At 37.1% G+C, this 20,286-nt stretch carries 17 protein-coding genes; 2 read left to right on the top strand and 15 right to left on the bottom strand.

Going from position 1 to position 20,286, the window contains the following annotated elements; translation table 11 throughout:
- Positions 1-17 precede the first annotated feature (17 nt).
- On the bottom strand, positions 18-683 hold the full coding sequence (locus tag TSYNT_RS09655; protein WP_059033531.1) for an L-fuculose-phosphate aldolase: 666 nt from the start codon (positions 681-683) through the stop codon (positions 18-20).
- A 398-nt stretch (positions 684-1,081) separates the two neighbouring features.
- Here TSYNT_RS09655 and TSYNT_RS09650 point away from each other — a divergent pair, with 398 nt between their 5' ends.
- Positions 1,082-1,843, top strand: a complete 762-nt coding sequence (locus TSYNT_RS09650; protein WP_083497737.1) for a DeoR/GlpR family DNA-binding transcription regulator — start codon at positions 1,082-1,084, stop codon at positions 1,841-1,843.
- Between the two features lie 85 nt (positions 1,844-1,928).
- On the opposite strand, the gene rsiV is transcribed toward TSYNT_RS09650, so the two are convergent.
- The 11 genes from rsiV to brxF form a co-directional block, all read right to left on the bottom strand.
- Complete coding sequence (gene rsiV, locus TSYNT_RS09645; RefSeq protein ID WP_083497736.1) at positions 1,929-2,828, bottom strand: anti-sigma-V factor RsiV; 900 nt, start codon at positions 2,826-2,828, stop codon at positions 1,929-1,931.
- A complete protein-coding gene (locus TSYNT_RS09640; RefSeq protein ID WP_059033527.1) occupies positions 2,828-3,334 on the bottom strand; it encodes a sigma-70 family RNA polymerase sigma factor in 507 nt (168 codons plus the stop codon). The genes rsiV and TSYNT_RS09640 overlap by 1 nt, the downstream gene beginning before the upstream one ends.
- Positions 3,335-3,385: 51 nt before the next feature.
- Entirely contained in the window at positions 3,386-4,543 is a 1,158-nt protein-coding gene (locus TSYNT_RS09635; RefSeq protein ID WP_059033525.1) for an acyltransferase, read from the bottom strand.
- A 14-nt stretch (positions 4,544-4,557) separates the two neighbouring features.
- Complete coding sequence (locus TSYNT_RS09630; RefSeq protein ID WP_059033523.1) at positions 4,558-5,202, bottom strand: thiamine diphosphokinase; 645 nt, start codon at positions 5,200-5,202, stop codon at positions 4,558-4,560.
- A gap of 97 nt (positions 5,203-5,299) precedes the next feature.
- A complete protein-coding gene (locus tag TSYNT_RS09625; RefSeq protein ID WP_059033521.1) occupies positions 5,300-7,048 on the bottom strand; it encodes a methyl-accepting chemotaxis protein in 1,749 nt (582 codons plus the stop codon).
- Between the two features lie 202 nt (positions 7,049-7,250).
- A complete protein-coding gene (locus TSYNT_RS09620; protein ID WP_059033519.1) occupies positions 7,251-7,613 on the bottom strand; it encodes a hypothetical protein in 363 nt (120 codons plus the stop codon).
- A 62-nt stretch (positions 7,614-7,675) separates the two neighbouring features.
- The gene (locus TSYNT_RS09615) at positions 7,676-8,383 is read right to left on the bottom strand and encodes a hypothetical protein (RefSeq protein ID WP_013778920.1); all 708 of its coding nucleotides are present in this window, start codon (positions 8,381-8,383) and stop codon (positions 7,676-7,678) included.
- Between the two features lie 3 nt (positions 8,384-8,386).
- Positions 8,387-10,306: a BREX-3 system phosphatase PglZ gene (pglZ, locus tag TSYNT_RS09610; RefSeq protein WP_059033517.1), complete on the bottom strand. Its 1,920-nt coding sequence runs from the start codon at positions 10,304-10,306 to the stop codon at positions 8,387-8,389.
- Positions 10,307-10,318: 12 nt separating this feature from the next.
- Positions 10,319-12,874 carry a DNA methyltransferase gene (locus TSYNT_RS09605; RefSeq protein WP_059033514.1) on the bottom strand — a complete coding sequence of 852 codons (2,556 nt, stop codon included), beginning with the start codon at positions 12,872-12,874 and terminating at the stop codon, positions 10,319-10,321.
- Between the two features lie 13 nt (positions 12,875-12,887).
- Positions 12,888-16,553, bottom strand: a complete 3,666-nt coding sequence (locus TSYNT_RS09600; protein ID WP_059033512.1) for a DUF6079 family protein — start codon at positions 16,551-16,553, stop codon at positions 12,888-12,890.
- A 44-nt stretch (positions 16,554-16,597) separates the two neighbouring features.
- On the bottom strand, positions 16,598-17,083 hold the full coding sequence (brxF, locus tag TSYNT_RS09595; RefSeq protein ID WP_059033510.1) for a BREX-3 system P-loop-containing protein BrxF: 486 nt from the start codon (positions 17,081-17,083) through the stop codon (positions 16,598-16,600).
- A 275-nt stretch (positions 17,084-17,358) separates the two neighbouring features.
- On the opposite strand from brxF, the gene TSYNT_RS09590 reads away from it, so the two are divergent.
- Complete coding sequence (locus tag TSYNT_RS09590; RefSeq protein WP_059033508.1) at positions 17,359-17,865, top strand: hypothetical protein; 507 nt, start codon at positions 17,359-17,361, stop codon at positions 17,863-17,865.
- Positions 17,866-17,929: 64 nt separating this feature from the next.
- On the opposite strand, the gene ribH is transcribed toward TSYNT_RS09590, so the two are convergent.
- From ribH to TSYNT_RS09575, 3 genes are all read right to left on the bottom strand, one after another.
- Positions 17,930-18,400, bottom strand: coding sequence for a 6,7-dimethyl-8-ribityllumazine synthase (gene ribH / locus TSYNT_RS09585; protein WP_013778900.1), 471 nt, complete (start codon positions 18,398-18,400; stop codon positions 17,930-17,932).
- Between the two features lie 21 nt (positions 18,401-18,421).
- On the bottom strand, positions 18,422-19,561 hold the full coding sequence (locus TSYNT_RS09580; RefSeq protein ID WP_059034295.1) for a bifunctional 3,4-dihydroxy-2-butanone-4-phosphate synthase/GTP cyclohydrolase II: 1,140 nt from the start codon (positions 19,559-19,561) through the stop codon (positions 18,422-18,424).
- 82 nt (positions 19,562-19,643) lie between these two features.
- Entirely contained in the window at positions 19,644-20,282 is a 639-nt protein-coding gene (locus TSYNT_RS09575; RefSeq protein WP_059033506.1) for a riboflavin synthase, read from the bottom strand.
- Positions 20,283-20,286: the final 4 nt, after the last annotated feature.

Raw genomic sequence — 20,286 nt, 5'->3', positions numbered from 1 at the left:
AGCTCCTCGGATTTGCACTATATTTTCTCGCAATTGTCTACTCGCTGTCCATAGTTCTTAAATCTTTCCATTACTCTTATCATTTCATCTTCAGGCAGAATAACAGGTTCTCCTATAGATTTTGCTCGGTAATACAGTTCACAACAAAACTCTATTTGTTCTGTCACTGCAAACGCTTCCGCTAAACTTGTTCCTACTGCAAGCAGGCCATGATTTGCAAGTAAACAGGCTTTTCTATCTTTCATCGCTTCAAAAGCATTCTTAGCAAGTTCAACAGTGCCATAAGTTGCATAAGGTGCACATCTTACGTTTAGCCCGGCAAAACCTACTAAATAATGAAGAGGCGGAAGCGACTGATTTAAACAAGAAATTGAGGCTGCAAAAGTTGCATGGGTATGTATAACTGCATTAACGTCTTCTCTGTATTTGTAGAAAATACGATGCATTTCGCACTCGCTTGATGGAATGGTATCTCCTTCTTTAATATCTCCTGTCTCTACATCGATTAAGACAATCTGTTCAGGCTCAATTTTAAAATAATCGATACCGCTAGGAGTTATAGCCATGATATTTTTTTCTCGATCACACATGCTAATGTTTCCCCCGGTACCTCGGGTCAATTTTGACTCAATTAGTTTTTTCCCATAATCTATTATCTCTTTTCGTGCTGCTTCAAGTAACATATAATACCTCCTAGTTTTATAAAATATAAAATGTGCCACACAAAACTTTTTATTAATGATTAAAATTACTAACAATTTATATTACTTTCTATTTACTCTATCTTCAACGTTGGCAAAATCTTATCACTACTAATGTCTGCTGTCAATGTATTTATGTTGTTTTCTATCCTATTTTTTATCATTTTTCTCCTTTATGCTTTTGTTTTATTTAATTTATATCATATTGTTAGTATATTTATTTTTGTTTTGATACTTATTTCTAAATAAAACTCCTTAAAAACAACATAAACAGAAATTATTCTTGACCAATAAAAATCTGTTTGGTATATTTTAAATTAAAGAAAATATTAATTACTTTTATCTATATAGCTTAAAACATACGAACCGGAGGCGTATTTATGCTATCAATCGAAAGGCAGAATGGTATAAAAGAAATATTAGCAGAAAAAAAGAGTGTAACAGTAGCAGAGCTTTCAAAACTTTTTAATGTTACCGAAGAAACAATTCGACGAGATCTTAATTCAATGGAAAAAGAAGGTTTGCTTATCCGTACCTATGGTGGTGCTTTTATCCAGGAAGGAACTTTAAACGAGATAGATTACTCTTTACGCGAAGCAAATCATGTAAAAAGTAAAAAAACAATTTCTGAGAAGTGTACAAAGTTTATTCAGAATGGTGACTCAGTATTTTTAGATTCTTCGACTACTGCGGCATATGTGGCAAAAGCTATAAGTAAAATGAAATTAACCGTTCTTACAGATTCGTTAAAAATAATAAGTATGTTGTCAAACTGCGACAACATTAAGCTTATAGGAACCGGAGGGGAGTTCTCTCAGCGTTCCATGTCTTTCATAGGACCTGGTGCTATAAATTCAATAAAACAGTATTATGTAGACATCGCGTTTATATCTTGCAGATCAATTTCTTTAGACAATCAAATTACTGATTCAAATGAATATCTTGCAGAAGTAAGAAGACATGTAATCGAAAGAGCTGATAGGACTTTCGTAATCGCTGACTTTTCTAAATTTGGAAGAACGTCTTTTTACCATATATGCAACTTTCAACAAATCGATTCCATAATTACAGATAAAACCTTAGATGAGAATTGGCATACAACCCTTGCAAAATATAACGTAAAAATTTACGATGAGGAATAAATAATTAATAATAAGCCCCTCACTCTCAGCCATGTTTTTAAGGATTCAAGGCCGGAAAGTGCGGGGCTGTTTTAAAAATCAATCTTTATTTAATATATTCGTTACTTACCAAAACATTTGATATAACCTCTGTAGGTATAATAAATTCTTGGACTCCCATATAACCCGGGGCCACTTCGTACTTATCAAAACAGATTACGAGTTTGCCATCATTATTGATATAGAAGTTTTGATCTTTGGATATTTTTTCAAAAAGTTCTATTAGGTCCTCATCTTCAACACCGCTTACCCAATAAATCATATTTTCATCTTCTTTGTGCCGTTTGATCATTTGCTCTTTTATGTTTTCGCTTATAATATTTATATAGCTATCATCTTTAAATAAGCTGGGCAGTGTGATTAGAACTTCATTCTTTTTGTCTATGGTATCATATTTAAAGGTCGTAGACGAAGATGCGACCGTATTTACCACATATCGGCCAACAGACAATATTCTGTCATTATCTGTTTTTATTACATAGCCGCTATCTACTCCTAAGTGCCCGCCTCCGCTTTTTTTCATTTCTTCCATGTCGTTTATAAATTGTTGATACAGTTTTTCGTTTTCTTCAAGATATTTTTCATTTAATGCCTTCTGCAATTCTTCATCTTTTAATCCGCTAATTTCAGGAATTTTTATGTCCGCGTTGAAAGTTTCATCATTTAATGTATATTCCTTAAAGGTGAGAACCTTAACAATGCCGCCCACAATCGGCACTTTCGAAAGGGTTTCGGCAAAAGCAGGGCTGGTATTTATGCCCACTGTAACCGTTGCCATAATAATAAGCGCAGAGGCTGCTGCAATAATTGTTTTCTTAAAACTACTTCTCTCTTTCGGTTTAAGCGATCTGTTTTCCTTTATGGCTTTTCTAACAACAAAATCCAGTTCTTCAGGTATGGGAATATCAAGATATTCATTTTTTAAACCTTTGAGACCTTTTTCCATTATATTAGAACCTCCTCGTTTTTCTCGTCCATTGCAATGCGGAGCTTTTTAAGACCTGCGTATAGGCGAGTTTTGACAGTATTAACATTTTCGTTCAAAACATCAGCAATTTCTTGCAGTTTTAAATCTTCAAAATATCTAAGGATAATTATTGTTCGATAGTTTTCAGGTAAACCGTCAAGAGCTGTCTTTAAATCAAAATTTTCATAGCTGTCATATTCGCCTTCGTCAATGGAGGATAAAAAGGTTTCATTTGATAAAATTTCTCTTTTTCTTTTACGCAAAATATCCACTGAAGTATTTACTACAATTCTGTAAAACCACGTCTTTATGTAGCTTGGGTTTTCCAAAGAATCAAGTGATGAAAATGCTTTATAAATGGATTCTTGAACAATATCCATGGCATCTTCACTATTTTTAACATAGCTATAAGCCAATCTATAGTACCGCTCTTTAAACTCGATTATATGTGCTGCAACTGTATCCTCTAAGCAAGTTTTGTGCATTTACCGTAGTTCTCTCCCCTCTTCAAGATACGTATCTTGTGTCATCTTTCACTATATAGACGGCGGGCTATTGTAAAAAGTTTTACTTTGCCTTGGTTTTTTATTGCTTAATCCCAACAAAATCTCTCTAAGTCTTGTCTTATCTATAATTCTACAAATAGCATACGAGCATACTAATGTTAGCGAAAATACTAAAATTAGCTGAAGAATACGTGTAGTATATGTACCGAAAATTTTACCTATAATTATTTTTACAACCGTCAAAACTTGGGGATGTACAAAGAAGATGCCGTAAGAGTATCTTGAAATATTATTCAATAGTTTCGTTATTTTTCCGTATTTTATTAAGGATTGAGCAAACAGGTAAAATGCAGGTATTGCAGCCATAGAATTGATTAAAACCATTGGACGAAGTGAAGTATATGATTCAAGGTGTGTCTGTCCATAATTTATAAAGCCTATGTAAGCTTCAATTATTACAAAACAAGTGGTAATGATATATATCATTATAAGGCGCAATTTATTTAAATCAAGCCTCCTAACTTTCTTCCAATACTTTGCCACAATTCCCCCAAGAATAAAATAGAAATACCATCCTACAAAATTTACAGAGTAATACCTTTGCAGCCAATCTATTATTGTAATTCCGCTCATGGTCATAAAGTTTTTAAAATAGATAGTTAAGAAAAAGTAGATGGCAAAATTCACCGCTGTAAAGCGTAATGGATTTTTTACACTTTTCACTAGTTTTAAAAGACAAGGAAATACTAGATATAGTTGTATAATCATAAGCACAAACCAAATAGGAGTATGTATGTTTTCTTTTAAAGTCCATTCTAAATATGAGAGAAAAGCCTGTTTTAAAGGTAAACCTTTAAATGTAAAGGAGGGATTGAATATATCCCTTAAAATCATATATATAAAGCTCCAGACAAGATATGGTAAGAATACAGCCCTAAATCTTTGAAGGTAAAAGTCTTTAAGATTAAGTTTGTTGCTACCGTATCCGTAGAATATTCCAAAACCCGAAACAAAAACAAACAATGGCAAGCAAATTCGCGACCACTGATTTAATATAAGTCCTATGTAAAATGCATGGCTTTCAGGAGGACTATATGCTACATAAGCCGCTGAAACATGTAGGACAAGCACCATTAATATGGCAAATGCTCGCATAAAATCCAACTCAATTATTCTTGAATTAGCCACTAAATCACTCCATTCTAAGATTTTGGTTCTGTAAGTTTTATCACAAGCAACAACCCATCTTTTATGCTGACTGTAGCTACATTTTCAACAAATACATTGCTTATGCCGCGAGCAGGTCCCATAACAAGAGTCTCTCCTTTTAGAGGATAATAAAGCCCGCCAGTCTTAACATCTTGAACCTTCGGCGTTAAAGGAATTAAAGATAATATATCGCCTTTTTCCCCCGGTATTTCAACTTTTTTGTCAATAACAAACATTTCCCAGTTTTCGTCTGCAAGTTTTAGTTTCAAGCCTTTTTCTTTAAAGCTTACCATTAAAAATATATTTGCAAGACTATGATCAGGCCTGCCGCCAAGAGCACCTAGAAGCACCACTTCACTTGTCCCCATTTTTAACGCTTCGCAAATTGCAAGTTCTGTATCTGTATAATCTTTTTCTTTTGGAAATTTCACAATTTTCGTTCCTGATTCTTCAATTTTTTTTCTATCTTCACAGCTGATTGAATCTAAATCTCCTACAAGTATATCCGGTTTCACGTTCATACTAAATGCATGCCGCACGCCGCTGTCGGCACATATTATCAAATCAGTGTTCACTGTATATTTTCTAACTTTTTCATAATTTTTTATTTCTCCGCCGGTAAATACGACTGCTTTCATTACCTATCCACCTCAATAATCAAATGTAGTTATCTTTAAGGAAATTATATCATAAAGGGCCGCCCTTGTAAGAGCGACCCTTGTTTTTGTTGGTCAATTAGATTTTAAATTTCTGCACTGCTTCGTTTAGTCTTTCTGCAAGATGTGCCAGATTTTCGGCAACCTTTGCTACGTTATCAATAGCTGCAGCAGTTTGAGATACGCTCTCTGCAATTTGCGAAGAACCGGCAGCTCCTTCTTCTGTGGTAGCACTCACATTTTCTATTGCTTTGCTAATTTCTTCCACAGAAACTTTTACTTCTTGAGTGCTTGTTAAAAACTGGTGAGTCAGTTGTTTTACCATTTTGGCATCAGCTAAATATTGTCCTCCCATATCAGCAAAAGCGTTGTAGTCTGTTTTAACTTTTTCGTCAATAAAATCGAGTATGCCGTTTGCGCTGCCAGAAAGATTTTTAAATGCTCTCTGAACTTTTTCTATGATTTTTTGAATATTTGCTACTGACGATGCCGATTGTTCGGCCAGTTTTCGAACTTCTTCCGCAACTACTGCAAATCCTCTACCTGCTTCACCAACCCTAGCAGATTCGATTGCGGCATTGAGTGCTAAAAGATTTGTTTGATCTGCGATTTGGGAAATATCGTCAGCCATTTTGCTTATTTCTTCTACGACTTTACCTTCTTCAATGGCTTTTATAATTTCGTCCTGCTTTTCGCTGTAAATCGACTCTGCTTCATTCTTAGATTGTATAGCGCTGTTTTTCATTTCATTGGCGCGTTTTTCAATTTGATCTGCGGCCTTGCTTCCTTCTTGCGCTTTTTCCACAAGGCCTTCTGTGGCTCCAAGTATTACTTGAGTTGAAGCATTAATTTCTTCTGCAGAAGAACTTGTTTCTTCCATCCCTTCAGCAATTTGCACGGTACCAGTGTTGATCGTCTCGATTTGAGAAGCAACTTCTTCCACTGTTGCTGATAATTCTTCGCTTTCAGCGCTCATTTCCTCTGCATCGCTTAATACTTGGGAAACCATATTTCTGGTATTTCGTATCATTAAATCAAAGGCTTTGACTAATTTTCCTATATCATCTTTTCTATCTAGAAATTTCTCCGGAACATTAACTGATAAATCACCGGTAGCAATTACCTCGGCAAGTTTTGTAGCAGCGATAAGCGGATTGGTAATAGATCGGCTGATAAACCATGTAAGGATAAGAACGATCACAAACGAGAAAGCCATCATCATTAAAACCAAATTTCTCGTTGCATTGTATTTATTGAAAGATTCTTTTGCTAAAATGCTTGCAGCATCTTTATTTATTGCTACTAAATTTTCCATGTCAGTCCGCATTTCATCTATTAATGGTGCAGCTTTGTTTTTCCATATAGTCAGATCCGGACTTTGATAATAAGTTTCTAAAACAGATTTTAGTTTTGGCATCTGAGTACTTAACGAATTTACGGAGGTTGCCTCTGTTTCAAGAATATCTTGTCTGCCTGCTTTCGTAAGCATATCCACAGTTGCAGGATCGATTGAAAGCAGATAAGTATCTGTATAGTTTTTTATAATCTCTTCAGCTGTATTTAGATTTTCTTGAATCTTGCTCTTTGCATCAGTTTCATTCTCAACAGCCATGCTTAAACCATTTGCATAAATCTCAGAAAAAGCTACATTGGCATCTTCGATATTTGTTATTGGAATCAGCATCCATTCATACATTGTATCCACGTTACTGTTTATTGCACCAAGCTGCAGAAGGCCAAACCAATCTGTGCCAAGAATGAATAAGCACATAATGATACCAAAAATAAGGATTTTTATGCCTGTATTAAGATTATAGAACCACTTCATCAAAGCCCCCCTCTTTCATAATAATTTCAGGTTTAGTAAAATTACCTTTTTATAGATATATATTCTATAAAAACCATCTTTTTCCTTCTTTGTAAGCAATCATAATTCAAGGAATTTTGAAAGCTCAACTATTTCGCAATAAAAAAATAGGGATAGAACCTAATTCTTATCCCTAAAAATATCGAAGTTAACGCTAAGGATACTATTCGTCTTCATCGATATTATCATTAAATAGAGATTCCTCTCCATCTACATAAATTTCAACTTGCATCTGCTCTATTATTTCAACTATAACTACCTCTTTCGTAACAAATCGCACGATTCCATAGGCAAAAGTATCAAACGTATCATAAAGTCTGCCGGCACTATAGCACCCAAGGGGAACTGTATGCACACTGTTTGCCACGTATCCTACGGCACCCACCGGCTCCAAAATCGCCATAATAGCCTCACCGTCATAATCGTTTTCAAAATCTTTAACAAGTCGTAAGAACTGTCCCGGCTTAAATATCTTTGCGCCAAAATAATTGCTCAACCCAACGATTGCCACATAAATTGGTTTCATATTTATCATCTCCCATAAGGTAAGTGGGCAATAAATGATTTAATTTAGCGAGAAAATTAAATCTATGCTAGGGAAATGGCCACATCACTTCCCATTTTAACTAAAGCAAATTCATCAGATAATGCAAAATCTTCCATTTTGTATTGGATTTCAAAAGGAAAGACACTCTTTATATTATTTGCTTTAAAAAATTCTATATAATCCTTGTTATTCACTGAAAGATAAGCTTTTAAATAAAGAAGTTTTAGCGAGGTATTTTCTATTTTTATAGGTGTCTTCTTCTTAAATTTACCATTACCCCTTCGCTCTAAAACCTGCCAATCAACCATTGAACTCATGATTTTCTGTACTGCATATTTTACAGTGCTGCGCTCTCCCCAAATTTCATAAATGCGCTTTTCCACCAATGACAAAGTGACATCATCTTGAAAATCAGTAATAGCGCCTATAATTGTAGATATATCCCTAAAAATAGGATAAACCGCAAACATCATTGTCCAGTGAAGCAATAATCGCTCTTGATTAAAGACTTTATTTGAAAGTATAATTGCCTCACTTTTTATACATTCTAATTCTTCCGGGATATTTACCCATATAGCCATCAGCTTATCCCTGGCTTTTCGCCTTGTAATATCGCCGGGAATTTCTTGTTTCAAGTATTCTTCCAAGGTCTCTCTTATTAAACTGATATCGCTTTCATTACTTGCAATCTCCATCGTCTTATCCAGCCACTCACCTTTTAAAAATCTGTCAAGACCAACTATTCGCATGATTTATTCTTCCTTCCTTATATGGATAAATGGTACGACTACTTCTTCGATAGAAATACCGCCATGAGTGAGATTCTTTTCATTATCCTTGCCGTAAGAATAACATCCGTCACTGATAATATAGTTATACTCCTCGGGAAGACCATAACCTGCCCACTTGTATGCCTTGTACCTTTTTAAAGCCGTTTCATAATTCTTCCCCTGTTCATAAATCCTTACCCTGTCAGCGGCCCTATCCACCGCCAAGCCTTCCCGAAGGTTGCCCTGACCCACACTGCTAACATGACCGTGGTCTGACGTAATGTAAACATCAAAATTCCGTTCTAAAAGAGTCTGCAGGAATTTTTTAAAACCTTCTTTTTCCATCCAAAGCCGAAGATTTTGATGAAGCCCTGCACGAAGCATTTGTTGACCATGAACCATATCATCTATCATATTCACTACAAAACCCAGTATCTTAGCTTTAGGGTTTTCAACGATATCTCTTAATCCATTTTCGTTAAAATGTTTTATGCCTCGCATGTAATAAATAGCATCAGGTCTAATGCCGCGCTCTGCCCAAAATTTCTTCCAATGACGTTCATCTTCGCTAGTGCTGAAAATAGTTTTGCCGAAATATCTAGGAATTTGCCCGGAGAATATCGCTTGCCTGGATATCGAAGTAATTGTGGGAATCCAAGCAAAACAAAGTTTTTCTTCAAAGCGGCAACTCGAATTCTGATTCAAATACCGGCTAATGATAAGCCAGTCGTCAAGCGCCATACCATCAACTACAATAAGAGCAGCTTTTTGCGTAGCATCTTTTCCCATTCTATAGTTAATATACCAAGGGATGTGATGAACCATAACTGGAGCACGAACATACGACAATGATGGTAATAGATTATAGTTGTCAAAAAGCCAAGTGCGAAACCTGCTGTTTAGCATATCGGAAATCGATATGAAAGCCTTCTCATCAAGCCTTCCTTGGATTCGTTCATCATTGTAAATAACCAATATTTCAGCCCAATCTTTTGCTGCTTGTAACCAGTCTTTATAAGAAGTTATATTATCAAGTGTATCATAAAGGCGATCCAATAAATTATTATAATTTGCCTTAAGCTGGCCAAGCTCATCTATCAGTATTCCTCGGTGCACCCACGAAGGCACGTTGTCAATGCTGTCACTCTGGATAGGAGTTAGATAGCCTTCCTCAAAAAGACTGCCCAAATATATTTTAATATCTTTATGAGAAAAGTCTACCGCACTTTTTATAGGCAAAGTGTTGGTCAAACCCTTTACAAAGATTTCCCACTGTCCCTGCAGGTAATCAAAGAAAGAGTCGGCACCCTCTAATAGTTTTTTCACCGGATATTCCTTAAAATCTTCCTTGCACATTAGTAAATCAGCAAGATAATCTGAAACTACTTGAGGCAGCGAATCATTTTCATAGTAAAAATCAATCAAAGCCTTTATTAGGTCTGTAAATTTGTTAATTGTTTCAGGGTATATGCCAAAAAGGTTTTTTAAAATAAAGTCTAGGGTTTCCCGCTGGCTAAGGTTTTGGCCCATATACTTATATACCCTATACAGCCTATCATAAAGCTCACTGTCCAGTTCCTTTAATATACTATAAGAAAGGCCCGGAAACAATTCCTTAAGTGAAAGAGTAATATTATAGAAACTGTTTTCAATATCATATGGTATATAGCTGTGACGGCCTGTCACCCTAAGTACAAGTTTCATGTTGCAATCGGGTTTTTCTCGAAAGTTTTTCTCAAAAAAATACCTAAATGCAATGGAATCATCATAATTTACTAATTGAAAGCCCTGTGAGGTAATAGAAGTTAGGATATCTTCCGATGAAGTAATATCATCAATATCATATAACAATATAAATGGTATAGGACTTTGCTTAAGTTTTGCAATAACCGCTGATTTCACAGGAAGTTCCTCCTAATCCCCCAGTCTAGTCAATGCGTTATCGTAGTACATCAAGAGGGTAGTGTCTTCTTGCAACACAGATTCCGGCAGACGCTCGCCTATTTTAACAATGGTATTATAATCCTTTTTGCTCCAACAGTCCTTAAACCCTGCCCGAACGGCTTCAGTCCTGAAGTAGCGCAGCTTGCCACGGCCAGTCTTATATTCCTCAAAATCTTTTAAGAGCCGCCGTTCCCGGAGTTTTTCCAAGTCTGACTGTTTACTTGTATCCGGCACGTACCAGCGACCCTTTTCATCCTGCAGAAAGCTTTCCTGCAGTAAATCGCCAAGTTCCGGCATATTCTCATGACGCAATTGCTTGAGCTCTTGTAAAAATTTAGGCTGTATATCTTGATAGGTCTTAGGTTCCTTTGAAAGTTCTTGTCTTAGCCACTGAATTGCAGTCTTCTCATCAAGAATCAGAAAAGATAACTGTTCATTTAACTCCAATTCCATTCGCTTTTGCTCATACTTACTAACCTGATCCGGTAAAAAATACATACCGTCCCGTTCTGGAAACCGCTGCTTTAGCCCTTGATAAAAATCTGCTGCTCCCATTGGAACTGTCGCCCCACGCTGAATATGATATGCTACCATGCTATCATAAAGCAGATAATTTTGCCTCTCCGGAATAACATCAAGTCTTCCGCCGCTTTCCAACGTCACCGGCAACCGCTCCAGGTGTTGGCGCACAAAATTCCACACACCTTCTTCAGTACCTGCCTGCCGCACAAAATCTTGCACAAAACGGTCTTTGGGTTTATAGGCAGAGATTATAAGGTCTTGCTTTACCGCCATTGTAGTTGTAACCTGTTTGAAACTCCCTTGCTGTTTATCTAAACTTCGGACATTTGCCACAACAAAACCCGCTCTCATAATGGCTTCTTGAATGGCATTCCATACACTATTTTTAGAATTATGAAACTCAACCGTCATCCAGCGCCCGGGTTTTAATATCCGATGCATCTCTTTAAAACATCTTTCCATAATTCTTTGGTATTCCACTAAACCCTTTCCCTGTGTTTTGTTTATTATGGCTTCTGATTCGTTATTTGTAAAAACTTTCAGCCATGCCTCCCACAGAAAGTTGAGCTCCGAATACATGAGATTTGCTCCAAAGGGCGGATCGGTAAAGATGTAGTCGATAGTATTGGCATTTAATAAAGTTTCCGCAGCAGAACTTGTTGTAACTATTGCGCTATTTACTTTCGCATTTATCCTCTTAATTGTGCTAATTCTATTTTTAAATGTAAAAATAGGCGAAACTTCAACATTTAATGAAGGTATAAAAAGCGTTCCTGGTAAACTGGTGCCAACCCAGCCTCCTCCTCCATGGAAATAGTTTTTAGCAAGAAATCTTGCTTGTTTAGAACTTCTAGTTAATAAACTAGTAAAAAGAAACTTTAAACGAAGGGGTTTTATTTTGAAAAAAAGTGCACTCAACACCCACAAATTCCTTTTAGTATAAAAGTGATGGACATGGGTTATCCCATGTGATTTTTTAGGCTGTTCGGTATTATAACCCTCCGGCATACGATCCGTAGGATACCAATAAGGGATATCCATCTCCTCAATCTTCTGGAGTAATTTCAAATCCTCCTCATCTGGAGTCTTTTCAAATCTTTTGCGGCCAACTGAATAGTTTATCATTACAGGTACTTGTTTTACCTGTTCTATCATCTTGCCTAATGCTTTATCATATATGGTTACTCTTGCCTTCTCCACATTCCTCTTGTCAGTTAATAGTCCGCAATGAGGACAGTGGAATTTATCCAGGACCTTGCCCGTTTTTTTGTTTACCGCTATATTCCAAAAAATCATTTCTTCCATACAATTAGGACATAGAAAAACATCAGACCATACCGTATAGTTTATCCGTCCCTTCATGGGTTTACCGTCAATGCTTAGTTGGGATGTACCATTAATAGTATGATTAGTTTCATACATCCAACTGCATTCATCTTCCATTTCTTCTAATATCCTTTTAGCTTCCTTTTCAAATTCCTCCACGTCCACTGGGGTATTGTAATTATATGCTATAAAGGTAGCCGCCGGCGATAGGTCGCATAGAACTGCTCTTCTAGCTCCCCATTCTATGGTTTTGCCTTCTTGTATGGCTTCTTGTTCTAATTTTATTTTAAAATCCTCGTCAGGATTCTCGCACATTGCAGCAGCTACTCCGGTCATGCCGGTACCGCAAAAGCCGTCAAAAACTATATCACCCGGTTTTGTGTAGTGTAAAATATATCGCATAATGGCTTTATGTGGCACTTTAGTATGATAGGAATGAGCGTTGTATATGGGGTCGTTCTTGCCTTCGGATACATCAGCAGTATATGGCTCCACATTGTATTCATCTGTAGACTCATCATAAGAAGTTCCGTATTTTTCTATAAATTCACCTATAAATGGGTTGGGACATGCGGTGTAATACGGCGGGTCCGAAAGTGCTATAATGTCTTCATCCTTCCCTAACGGAAAGCCTTCAATATTCCTTACTTTGTCAAGTATTTCTTTTGTTAGTTTCACTTACATTCCTCCATTATTTCAGCATTATCCGCACACGATCGACATCCATTCCCTTTACCATCTCATCGATATAATCGTTCAAGCGCTGTTTCATATCGGATACAGTAACCGGCCCGCCTTTAAATATTGCCTTTACTAAATCTTCAGTGGTAATCTCTACCTTATCAAGACCCTTCATTAGCATATTAATCGTTGAAACAAGCTGTGAATCGATTTTATCAGGAAGCCGCTGATTTTGGGCAATACTCTCTAAAGCTTGCCGTTGAGGCTTATCTAGTAAAGCAATGTTTTCCTTTACTTTTTCATCTTCTAAAATCTCAAGAACTATCTTTTCCCATTGGTAAAATAGCTCTTCCATAGATTTCTCAATGGCTTCCACCTCTCCAAATACCGGCTGCTCATCTTCATCAGGTGTATATCCGCAGTGGGGGCATAATGGACTCATATTAATATCATCTTCAATTAAGCTAAAACATGTTTTCAATTTCAAAAGTCTATTGCAAATTTCTTCATAGGGTTTTGAATAAATTAAATCACTAACACAAGTAAGCATATCCAAATTATGCTTTAATTCACTTTCTAAAAGCTTTTGTTTTTGCTTATCGCCGTTTAAATCCAGGCGATATTCTTTATGGAGCTTGATATAAATAGAAATATATTCCTTTTTCAATGCTTGAAGTTTACCTACATATTCTTTGATATACGCATCTGTCAGTTCCTGCGGCTTTTGTACCTTGTCTAGTACCTCAACTCGGACCTTTTGGACTTTTTGATTCCACTTATCATCACTAAGTATCATACATGTACGTGTAAGATAGGATACATAAGGATCAACTTTTAGTTTAAAATCCCTTATATTCAAGATTTCTTGCATTATTTCAATGTTAGCTAAGGAACTTGCTACCTCATCTTCTGAAAACCTGAAGTTCTTTAACTTTGCAGGGGTGTTATATTGTTTTATGGCATCAAGGAAATCCTTTAGCGTTTTTAAGCTTTCCTTATAGTTTTCTTTTGTAGCTTCGTCTATTGCAAGTTTATCCCAAAGTGCCAAATTGCTTATGAGAAATTGCTGTGTTTCGATTACCCTTTTGGTCAATTCCTCTGTTCGAACAAGCATTTTTTCTATAGCGGCTTCTCGCGTGTTGGGATTAGTTATTTGACCAGGCGGCAGCCCCAACCCTTCAAAAAGTTTTTTTAATATTTTTACAGGAACACCTTCTGGCACCTGACAGTATTTGAATAAAATTAAATCTGCAGGATTGGCGGCAGCGATTTCTTCCATTTTTGTAGCATCGAAAGTATGTCCAGAAATGGTCAAAGTAGCATGACCACTATATACTAATGCACAAAGTATCAATGTGACCCATACATCTTCTAATTGAAATTCTTTATCAAGTGTAACTTCACTTAAATATTCTAAGACATCTTCTCTGTTTAGCACATGTTTTTCCGGCAAATTTTCTAAAAGCTTGATGTAATGGCGTGCATAAATTGATTTTTCCGGTGCAATCATATCACCTTCCAAAAGTCCCAGAGAATCTAGCACTTTGGCGCCCAGTTCATTTTTTCTTCCGGCAAGATAGTTTAATCCTGCTTTAAAAAGTTCTTTCATATTCTCTTGTGTTACTTGTGTATAAAATTTTGGGTAATAAGGGTATTTATCATTAAAATAAGCCGAAAGACATGCAGAAGCAGTCATATCCACAAATTCCTTTACGGTATGCTCTTCGGCAGCTTTACCTTTTAGCCAGTACTGTATAGTCTGTTGCTCGCCAGCGGTCTTTACTATAAAGCACTCCTTGACATGTTCTTTTATCCACTGAACGATTGCCTTTAGATAACCTTCGGCTTTTTTAAAATAAGTCTGTTTACTATCTGCTGAAGATACCATTGCAAGTTCCATAGAAGCAGCATACAGCTTTATATATTCATCAACTTTTTCATCTCTGTTTATGAATTCAAATATTACCTCATCTTTCTCAATTTCACCTTGATAGACGTTGTTGCCATATGGGCGTAAAAAATATATGTAAAAATCTCTAGGAGGTTGAGCAGTAGTGCGTTCATTGGGAGCGCCAAAGAACAGATAACCATATCGCTCAACCTTCTTATCCTCCCAAATAATCTCATACTGCCATATCCTTCGGCCGGTTTTATGTTCAGGCCTTTCCCAGTTCAATACCTTAAGCAGTGCGTCATAATAGTATTTATTGAGCATATCATCATCCATGAAATCGGCTTTTGCTTGAATTTTTGCATCATAATCTATATCTTTCTTTAAATCCAGATAGTACTGCTCGTTATCTCGGTTATAAGAGATAAATTGACCGCTAACGGTCTTTAAGATTTCCCGGACCGCTGTTTCTACCGTAGTCTTTAAAAAACTTTCCTCTACTTCAGGCATAGGTGTATATATACAAAGGTCATCCTTCATGTTATCGACAGTTATGCCAATGGGTGCATTGATATCGCCAGTAGTTAGTCTGTGAACACTTAAAGCGTGGATGATTCGCAGAGCTATGGGTCGGTACTGAGGCCTTGTATATGATTTTAGTATAAGGTCTTCTAATACATTGCTTTTTTCCACTACCTCCCGAAGGTCGGGGTCTGAGCGCACGGAAATATTTTCCTTTATATACTCCCAGTATGAGTCATATGAGATGATTCCGGTCTCGTTTTCAGGAACATCTTTGTCTAAGATTTTTTTGATAGTATGTGTTATGGTCTTTAAAACCTCTCGTTTTTCTGCTATGTAAACTTTTTCGAAGATTTCTATATACGCCGGATGAATTGGATATAGATTTACATAATCTTCCAATCTATCAGCCATATTTGAATATAGATGGGAAAACTTGGTCAGGTGTTCTCGTATCCACGCCTTTTGCCGTTCATCTTTTTTTAGTATCCGCTCTGATACAACAAAAGATATGTCCTGCTTCCGGATTACTACTTGTTCGTATCTATCCCTTACACGTCTAAGTGAGTCGGCAACAAATGCAAACTGCCCGCTGTCAAAAAGGGATTCTTGAACCCCTGCCATGAAACGTAGCCTGCAGCTCTTTGAAATTTCGCCGATTTCGCGAAGAAAATTAAGCGCAAGGACTACTTTTTGTTCGGTAAGGCCTCGAAGGTAATCCAGAAATTCATCCGCAACTATCAAATAACCTTTATCAGGATATTTTTCTTGAAATAGTGCCATCATCTCTAAAAGGTAATCTTTAGTATTAGGGACTTCCTCCATGGATGGGAAACGGTAGTCGATGCCTCTTTTTGCCAAATCTTTCTCCAGGTGCCCTATAACTAAGTCTCGAAGGTCCATCTTTGAAGTGCCGATTTCAAACCTCAAGACTTCAAATTTGCCGGCAATGCTTTGAGCTGCTTCTTGAAATATTTGGTTATTTACCAGCTCAAGCATCTTTTTATCTTCGGCTATGGCAGATATTACTGACATTAGATGAGATTTACCCGTGCCATAGTTGCCAACGATAAATATACCCTTATTATCAAAGGAATTTTCGAACTGCAGCTGTGGAATAACTATGTCTTTTAATGTTTTTGCCATACTATCTGACATTACATAAGTTTTAACCAGCCTCATAGCCTCCTGAGGCTGGTCTGCTTCTACCAATTTTATAACGGATTCTACCGGATCAAAACTGACAAGTTCCCTGTATTTCACTGGAAACACTCCCTCTATTAATCTAGTCATTTCAAAAGCGGCGGTTAAAAACTAGCCTTATAGTTCTGGTCTATATCAATAATTGTATAATCGACCTCAATAGGATATTTTATATATTCTGGATGGCCTGGTTTAGCATAAATCAGAATATCATCTTTGATGATGCCTGGCCAATCAGATATGAGTTTTCTGTGCCGCGAGATATTTTTTAGAAGTGCCATAGGGTCTGTATTTAGCGGTTTTTCAAACAGTATTTCGATGTGGTCAAAAATAACTGTTTCAGCACTGATGCCATTTATGATTTCATCAATGCACTGATTCACAAATAAGCTGCGTTCATGGCTTGGAATCATCATCAAGCGTTCTGACAGGGCGAGGTTAAGGTTTACATAAGCATAGTTGCCGCTTTCAGCTATCTGCTTTAAAAGGAGGCTTTTTTTATGCGAATCGTCACCGGCAATTAGAAGTAGTTGGTAGAACTTATGTGAAAAAATCATAAGTGCATTTGTTACCTCATCCGGTAGATGCATAAAATTACCTCCTATTTTTTCATTCAATTTTTAAGACGTTTATATCTAATTTTATTACTTAATATTTATATTTCGTTATAATTTGAAAAAATCCTTCTTGAAAAGTTATAAAGATATTGTGAAACGAAGTTTCCTTATTAAAACTAGTTAGTTGTTACCTTTATTTATTAGGCTATATGCTGTACAATATACTTGCTGTACGGTCTGGAGACATTTGTGCTAGATTATAAAGTTTCAATTTAAATCTAAATGCAGCTAAAGGAGAAAAGATTGTGATGGGAAAAGTTTCGGGAAGAATCGGCGGTGCCATAGGCGGATATGATGTGGATGCCAGTATTGAAGATGGTGTGATTTCCGGCAGAATTGGCGGCGCAATTCTTGGAAATGATATAAATGTAAACTACTCTATGGAGGAAGGATCTATAGCAGGAAGGCTAGGTGGGGCAATAGTCGGAAAAAATATTGAAGGAAAAATTGGCCCTGATTTTCTCTTGGTGCGAATAGGTGGAGTGATTGACGGTTATGACTTAGATCTTGAAGCTCGAGGTAATTCCGTATGCGGCCGATGTGGCGGCCCTGTAATCGGATTCGAAGTAAATATTGAAATTGCCGATAATCAGGTTACAGGGCGTCTAGGCGGAGATGTAATCGGCATGGATGTTGCAGGATATGTAGAAAACGTAGATCCAATTATTGCGGGTGCAATAATTGCCATAGCATATTACATATATCAGGTAAATCACAGAAACAGCGGTAGCCATGGAAATACGGGCAATAATTAAAGTTTGTATTTTAAAGACCCATCTTACCTTTTCAGTAAAATGGGTCTAATTTATTAATTATTTTTTAGAAATTCAACTGCTTTTTAAGATTGGCCATTTCTATAGCGCTAAGAGCAGCTTCGCTTCCTTTGTTTCCTGCTTTTGTCCCTGCTCTTTCGATGGCTTGTTCTAATGTGTCAGTGGTTATAATTCCAAAGATTGTGGGCACCTGGGTTTGCAGGGATACTTGTGCCACACCTTTTGCAGCTTCAGAGGATATATATTCAAAATGAGGCGTAGCTCCCCGTATCACAGCTCCAAGACATATAACCGCGTCATACTTTTTACTCTCGGCCATAAGCTTTGCAGCAAGGGGAATTTCAAATCCTCCCGGCACCCATGCAATTTCAATATCTTCTTCTGCTGCGCCATGGCGTATGAGTGTATCTTCGGCGCCTTCCAACAGTTTTTTTGTAAAAAAATCATTGAATCTACTTACAACAATTCCGAACTTTAAGTTTTCAGCTATAAGTTTACCTTCGATTATTTTTGACATGTAACATTCTCCTCCCTGTTTTTAAAGCCAGTGGCCCATTTTTTCTTTTTTTGTAGCTAAATATTTCATGTTATATTCATTAGGTTTTATTTTTATAGGAACACATTCCGTAACAGTAAGACCGTATCCCGAAAGCCCAATGAGTTTCTTTGGGTTATTGGTTAAAAGCCGCATTTTTCTTATGCCCAAGTCCCTTAGTATTTGAGCGCCTATGCCATAATCTCTAAGATCTGCTGCAAAGCCTAATTCTTCGTTGGCTTCTACGGTATCAAGGCCTTTATCCTGCAGACTGTATGCCTTTATCTTATTTGCAAGACCTATCCCTCGCCCCTCCTGCCGCATGTAAAGAAGTATGCCTTTGCCTTCACGCTGAATCTGTTCTAATGAGCTTTTTAATTGTAGTCCGCAGTCGCATCGGCGAGAGGCAAATACATCTCCTGTAAGGCATTCGGAATGGACCCTTATAAGGGGTGTATCTTCCTCGTTTATATCTCCCTTAACTAAAGCTACGTGGTTTTCCTTTGTTATGATATCTTCGTAGCAGTAAAGCCTGAAATAACCGTAATCCGTTGGTAAGTCTGCCTCGGCAGTTTTTTCAACAAGCTTTTCCCTTGTTTTTCTATATTTTATCAGTTCCTCAATAGTAATAATTTTTATATTGTGTGTTTTCGAAAATTCCATAAGTTCAGGGAGCCTTGCCATTTTGCCATCGTCCTTCATGATCTCACAAATAACTCCTGCCGGGTAAAGCCCTGCCAGGTTCGCCATATCTACCGCAGCTTCGGTATGGCCTGCTCTTCGCAGCACTCCGCCGGGTTTTGCCTCAAGCGGAAAAATATGGCCCGGCCGCCGGAAATCTTCAGGCTTTGCCTTGGCGTATGTCAGTGCTTTTGCGGTTAGGGCTCTGTCATATGCCGAAATTCCCGTTGAAGTGCCAATATGATCCACTGATACAGTAAAAGCCGTCCCCATATTGTCAGTATTTTTTTCTACCATAGGTGTAAACTTTAATTGTTTTGCCCTTTCCTCGGTAATCGGCGCACAAATAAGACCTTTGGCAAAAGTCGCCATAAAGTTTATGCTTTGTGGGCTTGCCATTTCAGCTGCCATCAAAAGGTCTCCCTCGTTTTCGCGGTTTTCATCATCAACTACTATTATCATCTTGCCCGTACGAATATCTTCAACGGCTTCTTCTATGGTATTAAAATAAAAATTGTTTTCCAATCTAATCTCCCCTATCTCTTCAGTATCCAAGAGAAATAAGTTTTTCCATGGTCATTGTTTCATTGCATTTCTCTTGCCTTAAAAACTTTTCAACATATTTACCTATAATATCCGTTTCTATATTTACCAGGTCGCCCGGCTTCTTAGAGCCGAGTGCAGTGCTGTTTAAAGTAGTGGGAATAATAGAAACCCCAAAACTTTCACTTCTTACCTCCTGCACTGTAAGGCTTATTCCATCAATAGCTACTGAGCCTTTTAAAACTATGTATTTTAAAAGCTCTTGTTTTGCAGCAATATGGATTGTAAAGAATTCATCACTCTTTTTAATTTCGCAAATAGCGCCAACCCCATCAATATGCCCTTGAACAATATGACCGTCTAATCTGCCTGATACCTTCAAAGCTCTTTCAAGATTTACCTTACTTTTTGGCAGAAGTTTCCCCAAATTTGTGCTTTCTAAGGTCGCAGGCATTATATCAGCTGAAAATCCAGCTTTGTTTAAATCTTTTACGGTAAGACATACACCATTTACCGCAATACTGTCACCGTGTTTAAGGCCATCAAGGATTTTCTTGCAGGAAATCTGCAGCATAGCTCCGCTGGTTTTATGCTGCAGATTGGATATCTCTCCAACTTCTTCTATAATTCCGGTAAACACTTAG

This window comes from Tepidanaerobacter syntrophicus, from assembly GCF_001485475.2.
In the GTDB taxonomy this organism is placed as follows: domain Bacteria; phylum Bacillota; class Thermosediminibacteria; order Thermosediminibacterales; family Tepidanaerobacteraceae; genus Tepidanaerobacter; species Tepidanaerobacter syntrophicus.
The sequence above is the reverse complement of the archived record's forward strand: the minus strand, read 5'-3'. Positions and strand labels throughout refer to the sequence as shown.

What these genes read in the sequence shown, in the direction of transcription:
- TSYNT_RS09630 (WP_059033523.1), bottom strand. Translation starts at nt 5,202, where the DNA reads ATGAAAGCAGTCGTATTTACCGGCGGAGAAATAAAAAATTATGAAAAA.
- TSYNT_RS09615 (WP_013778920.1), bottom strand. Translation starts at nt 8,383, where the DNA reads ATGCGAATAGTTGGTCTTGACAGATTTTTAAAAGGTGAGTGGCTGGAT.
- TSYNT_RS09640 (WP_059033527.1), bottom strand. Translation starts at nt 3,334, where the DNA reads ATGCACAAAACTTGCTTAGAGGATACAGTTGCAGCACATATAATCGAG.
- TSYNT_RS09580 (WP_059034295.1), bottom strand. Translation starts at nt 19,561, where the DNA reads ATGATAATAGTAGTTGATGATGAAAACCGCGAAAACGAGGGAGACCTT.
- TSYNT_RS09655 (WP_059033531.1), bottom strand. Translation starts at nt 683, where the DNA reads ATGTTACTTGAAGCAGCACGAAAAGAGATAATAGATTATGGGAAAAAA.
- rsiV (WP_083497736.1), bottom strand. Translation starts at nt 2,828, where the DNA reads ATGGAAAAAGGTCTCAAAGGTTTAAAAAATGAATATCTTGATATTCCC.
- ribH (WP_013778900.1), bottom strand. Translation starts at nt 18,400, where the DNA reads ATGTCAAAAATAATCGAAGGTAAACTTATAGCTGAAAACTTAAAGTTC.
- TSYNT_RS09620 (WP_059033519.1), bottom strand. Translation starts at nt 7,613, where the DNA reads ATGAAACCAATTTATGTGGCAATCGTTGGGTTGAGCAATTATTTTGGC.
- brxF (WP_059033510.1), bottom strand. Translation starts at nt 17,083, where the DNA reads ATGCATCTACCGGATGAGGTAACAAATGCACTTATGATTTTTTCACAT.
- TSYNT_RS09650 (WP_083497737.1), top strand. Translation starts at nt 1,082, where the DNA reads ATGCTATCAATCGAAAGGCAGAATGGTATAAAAGAAATATTAGCAGAA.
- TSYNT_RS09590 (WP_059033508.1), top strand. Translation starts at nt 17,359, where the DNA reads ATGGGAAAAGTTTCGGGAAGAATCGGCGGTGCCATAGGCGGATATGAT.
- TSYNT_RS09625 (WP_059033521.1), bottom strand. Translation starts at nt 7,048, where the DNA reads ATGAAGTGGTTCTATAATCTTAATACAGGCATAAAAATCCTTATTTTT.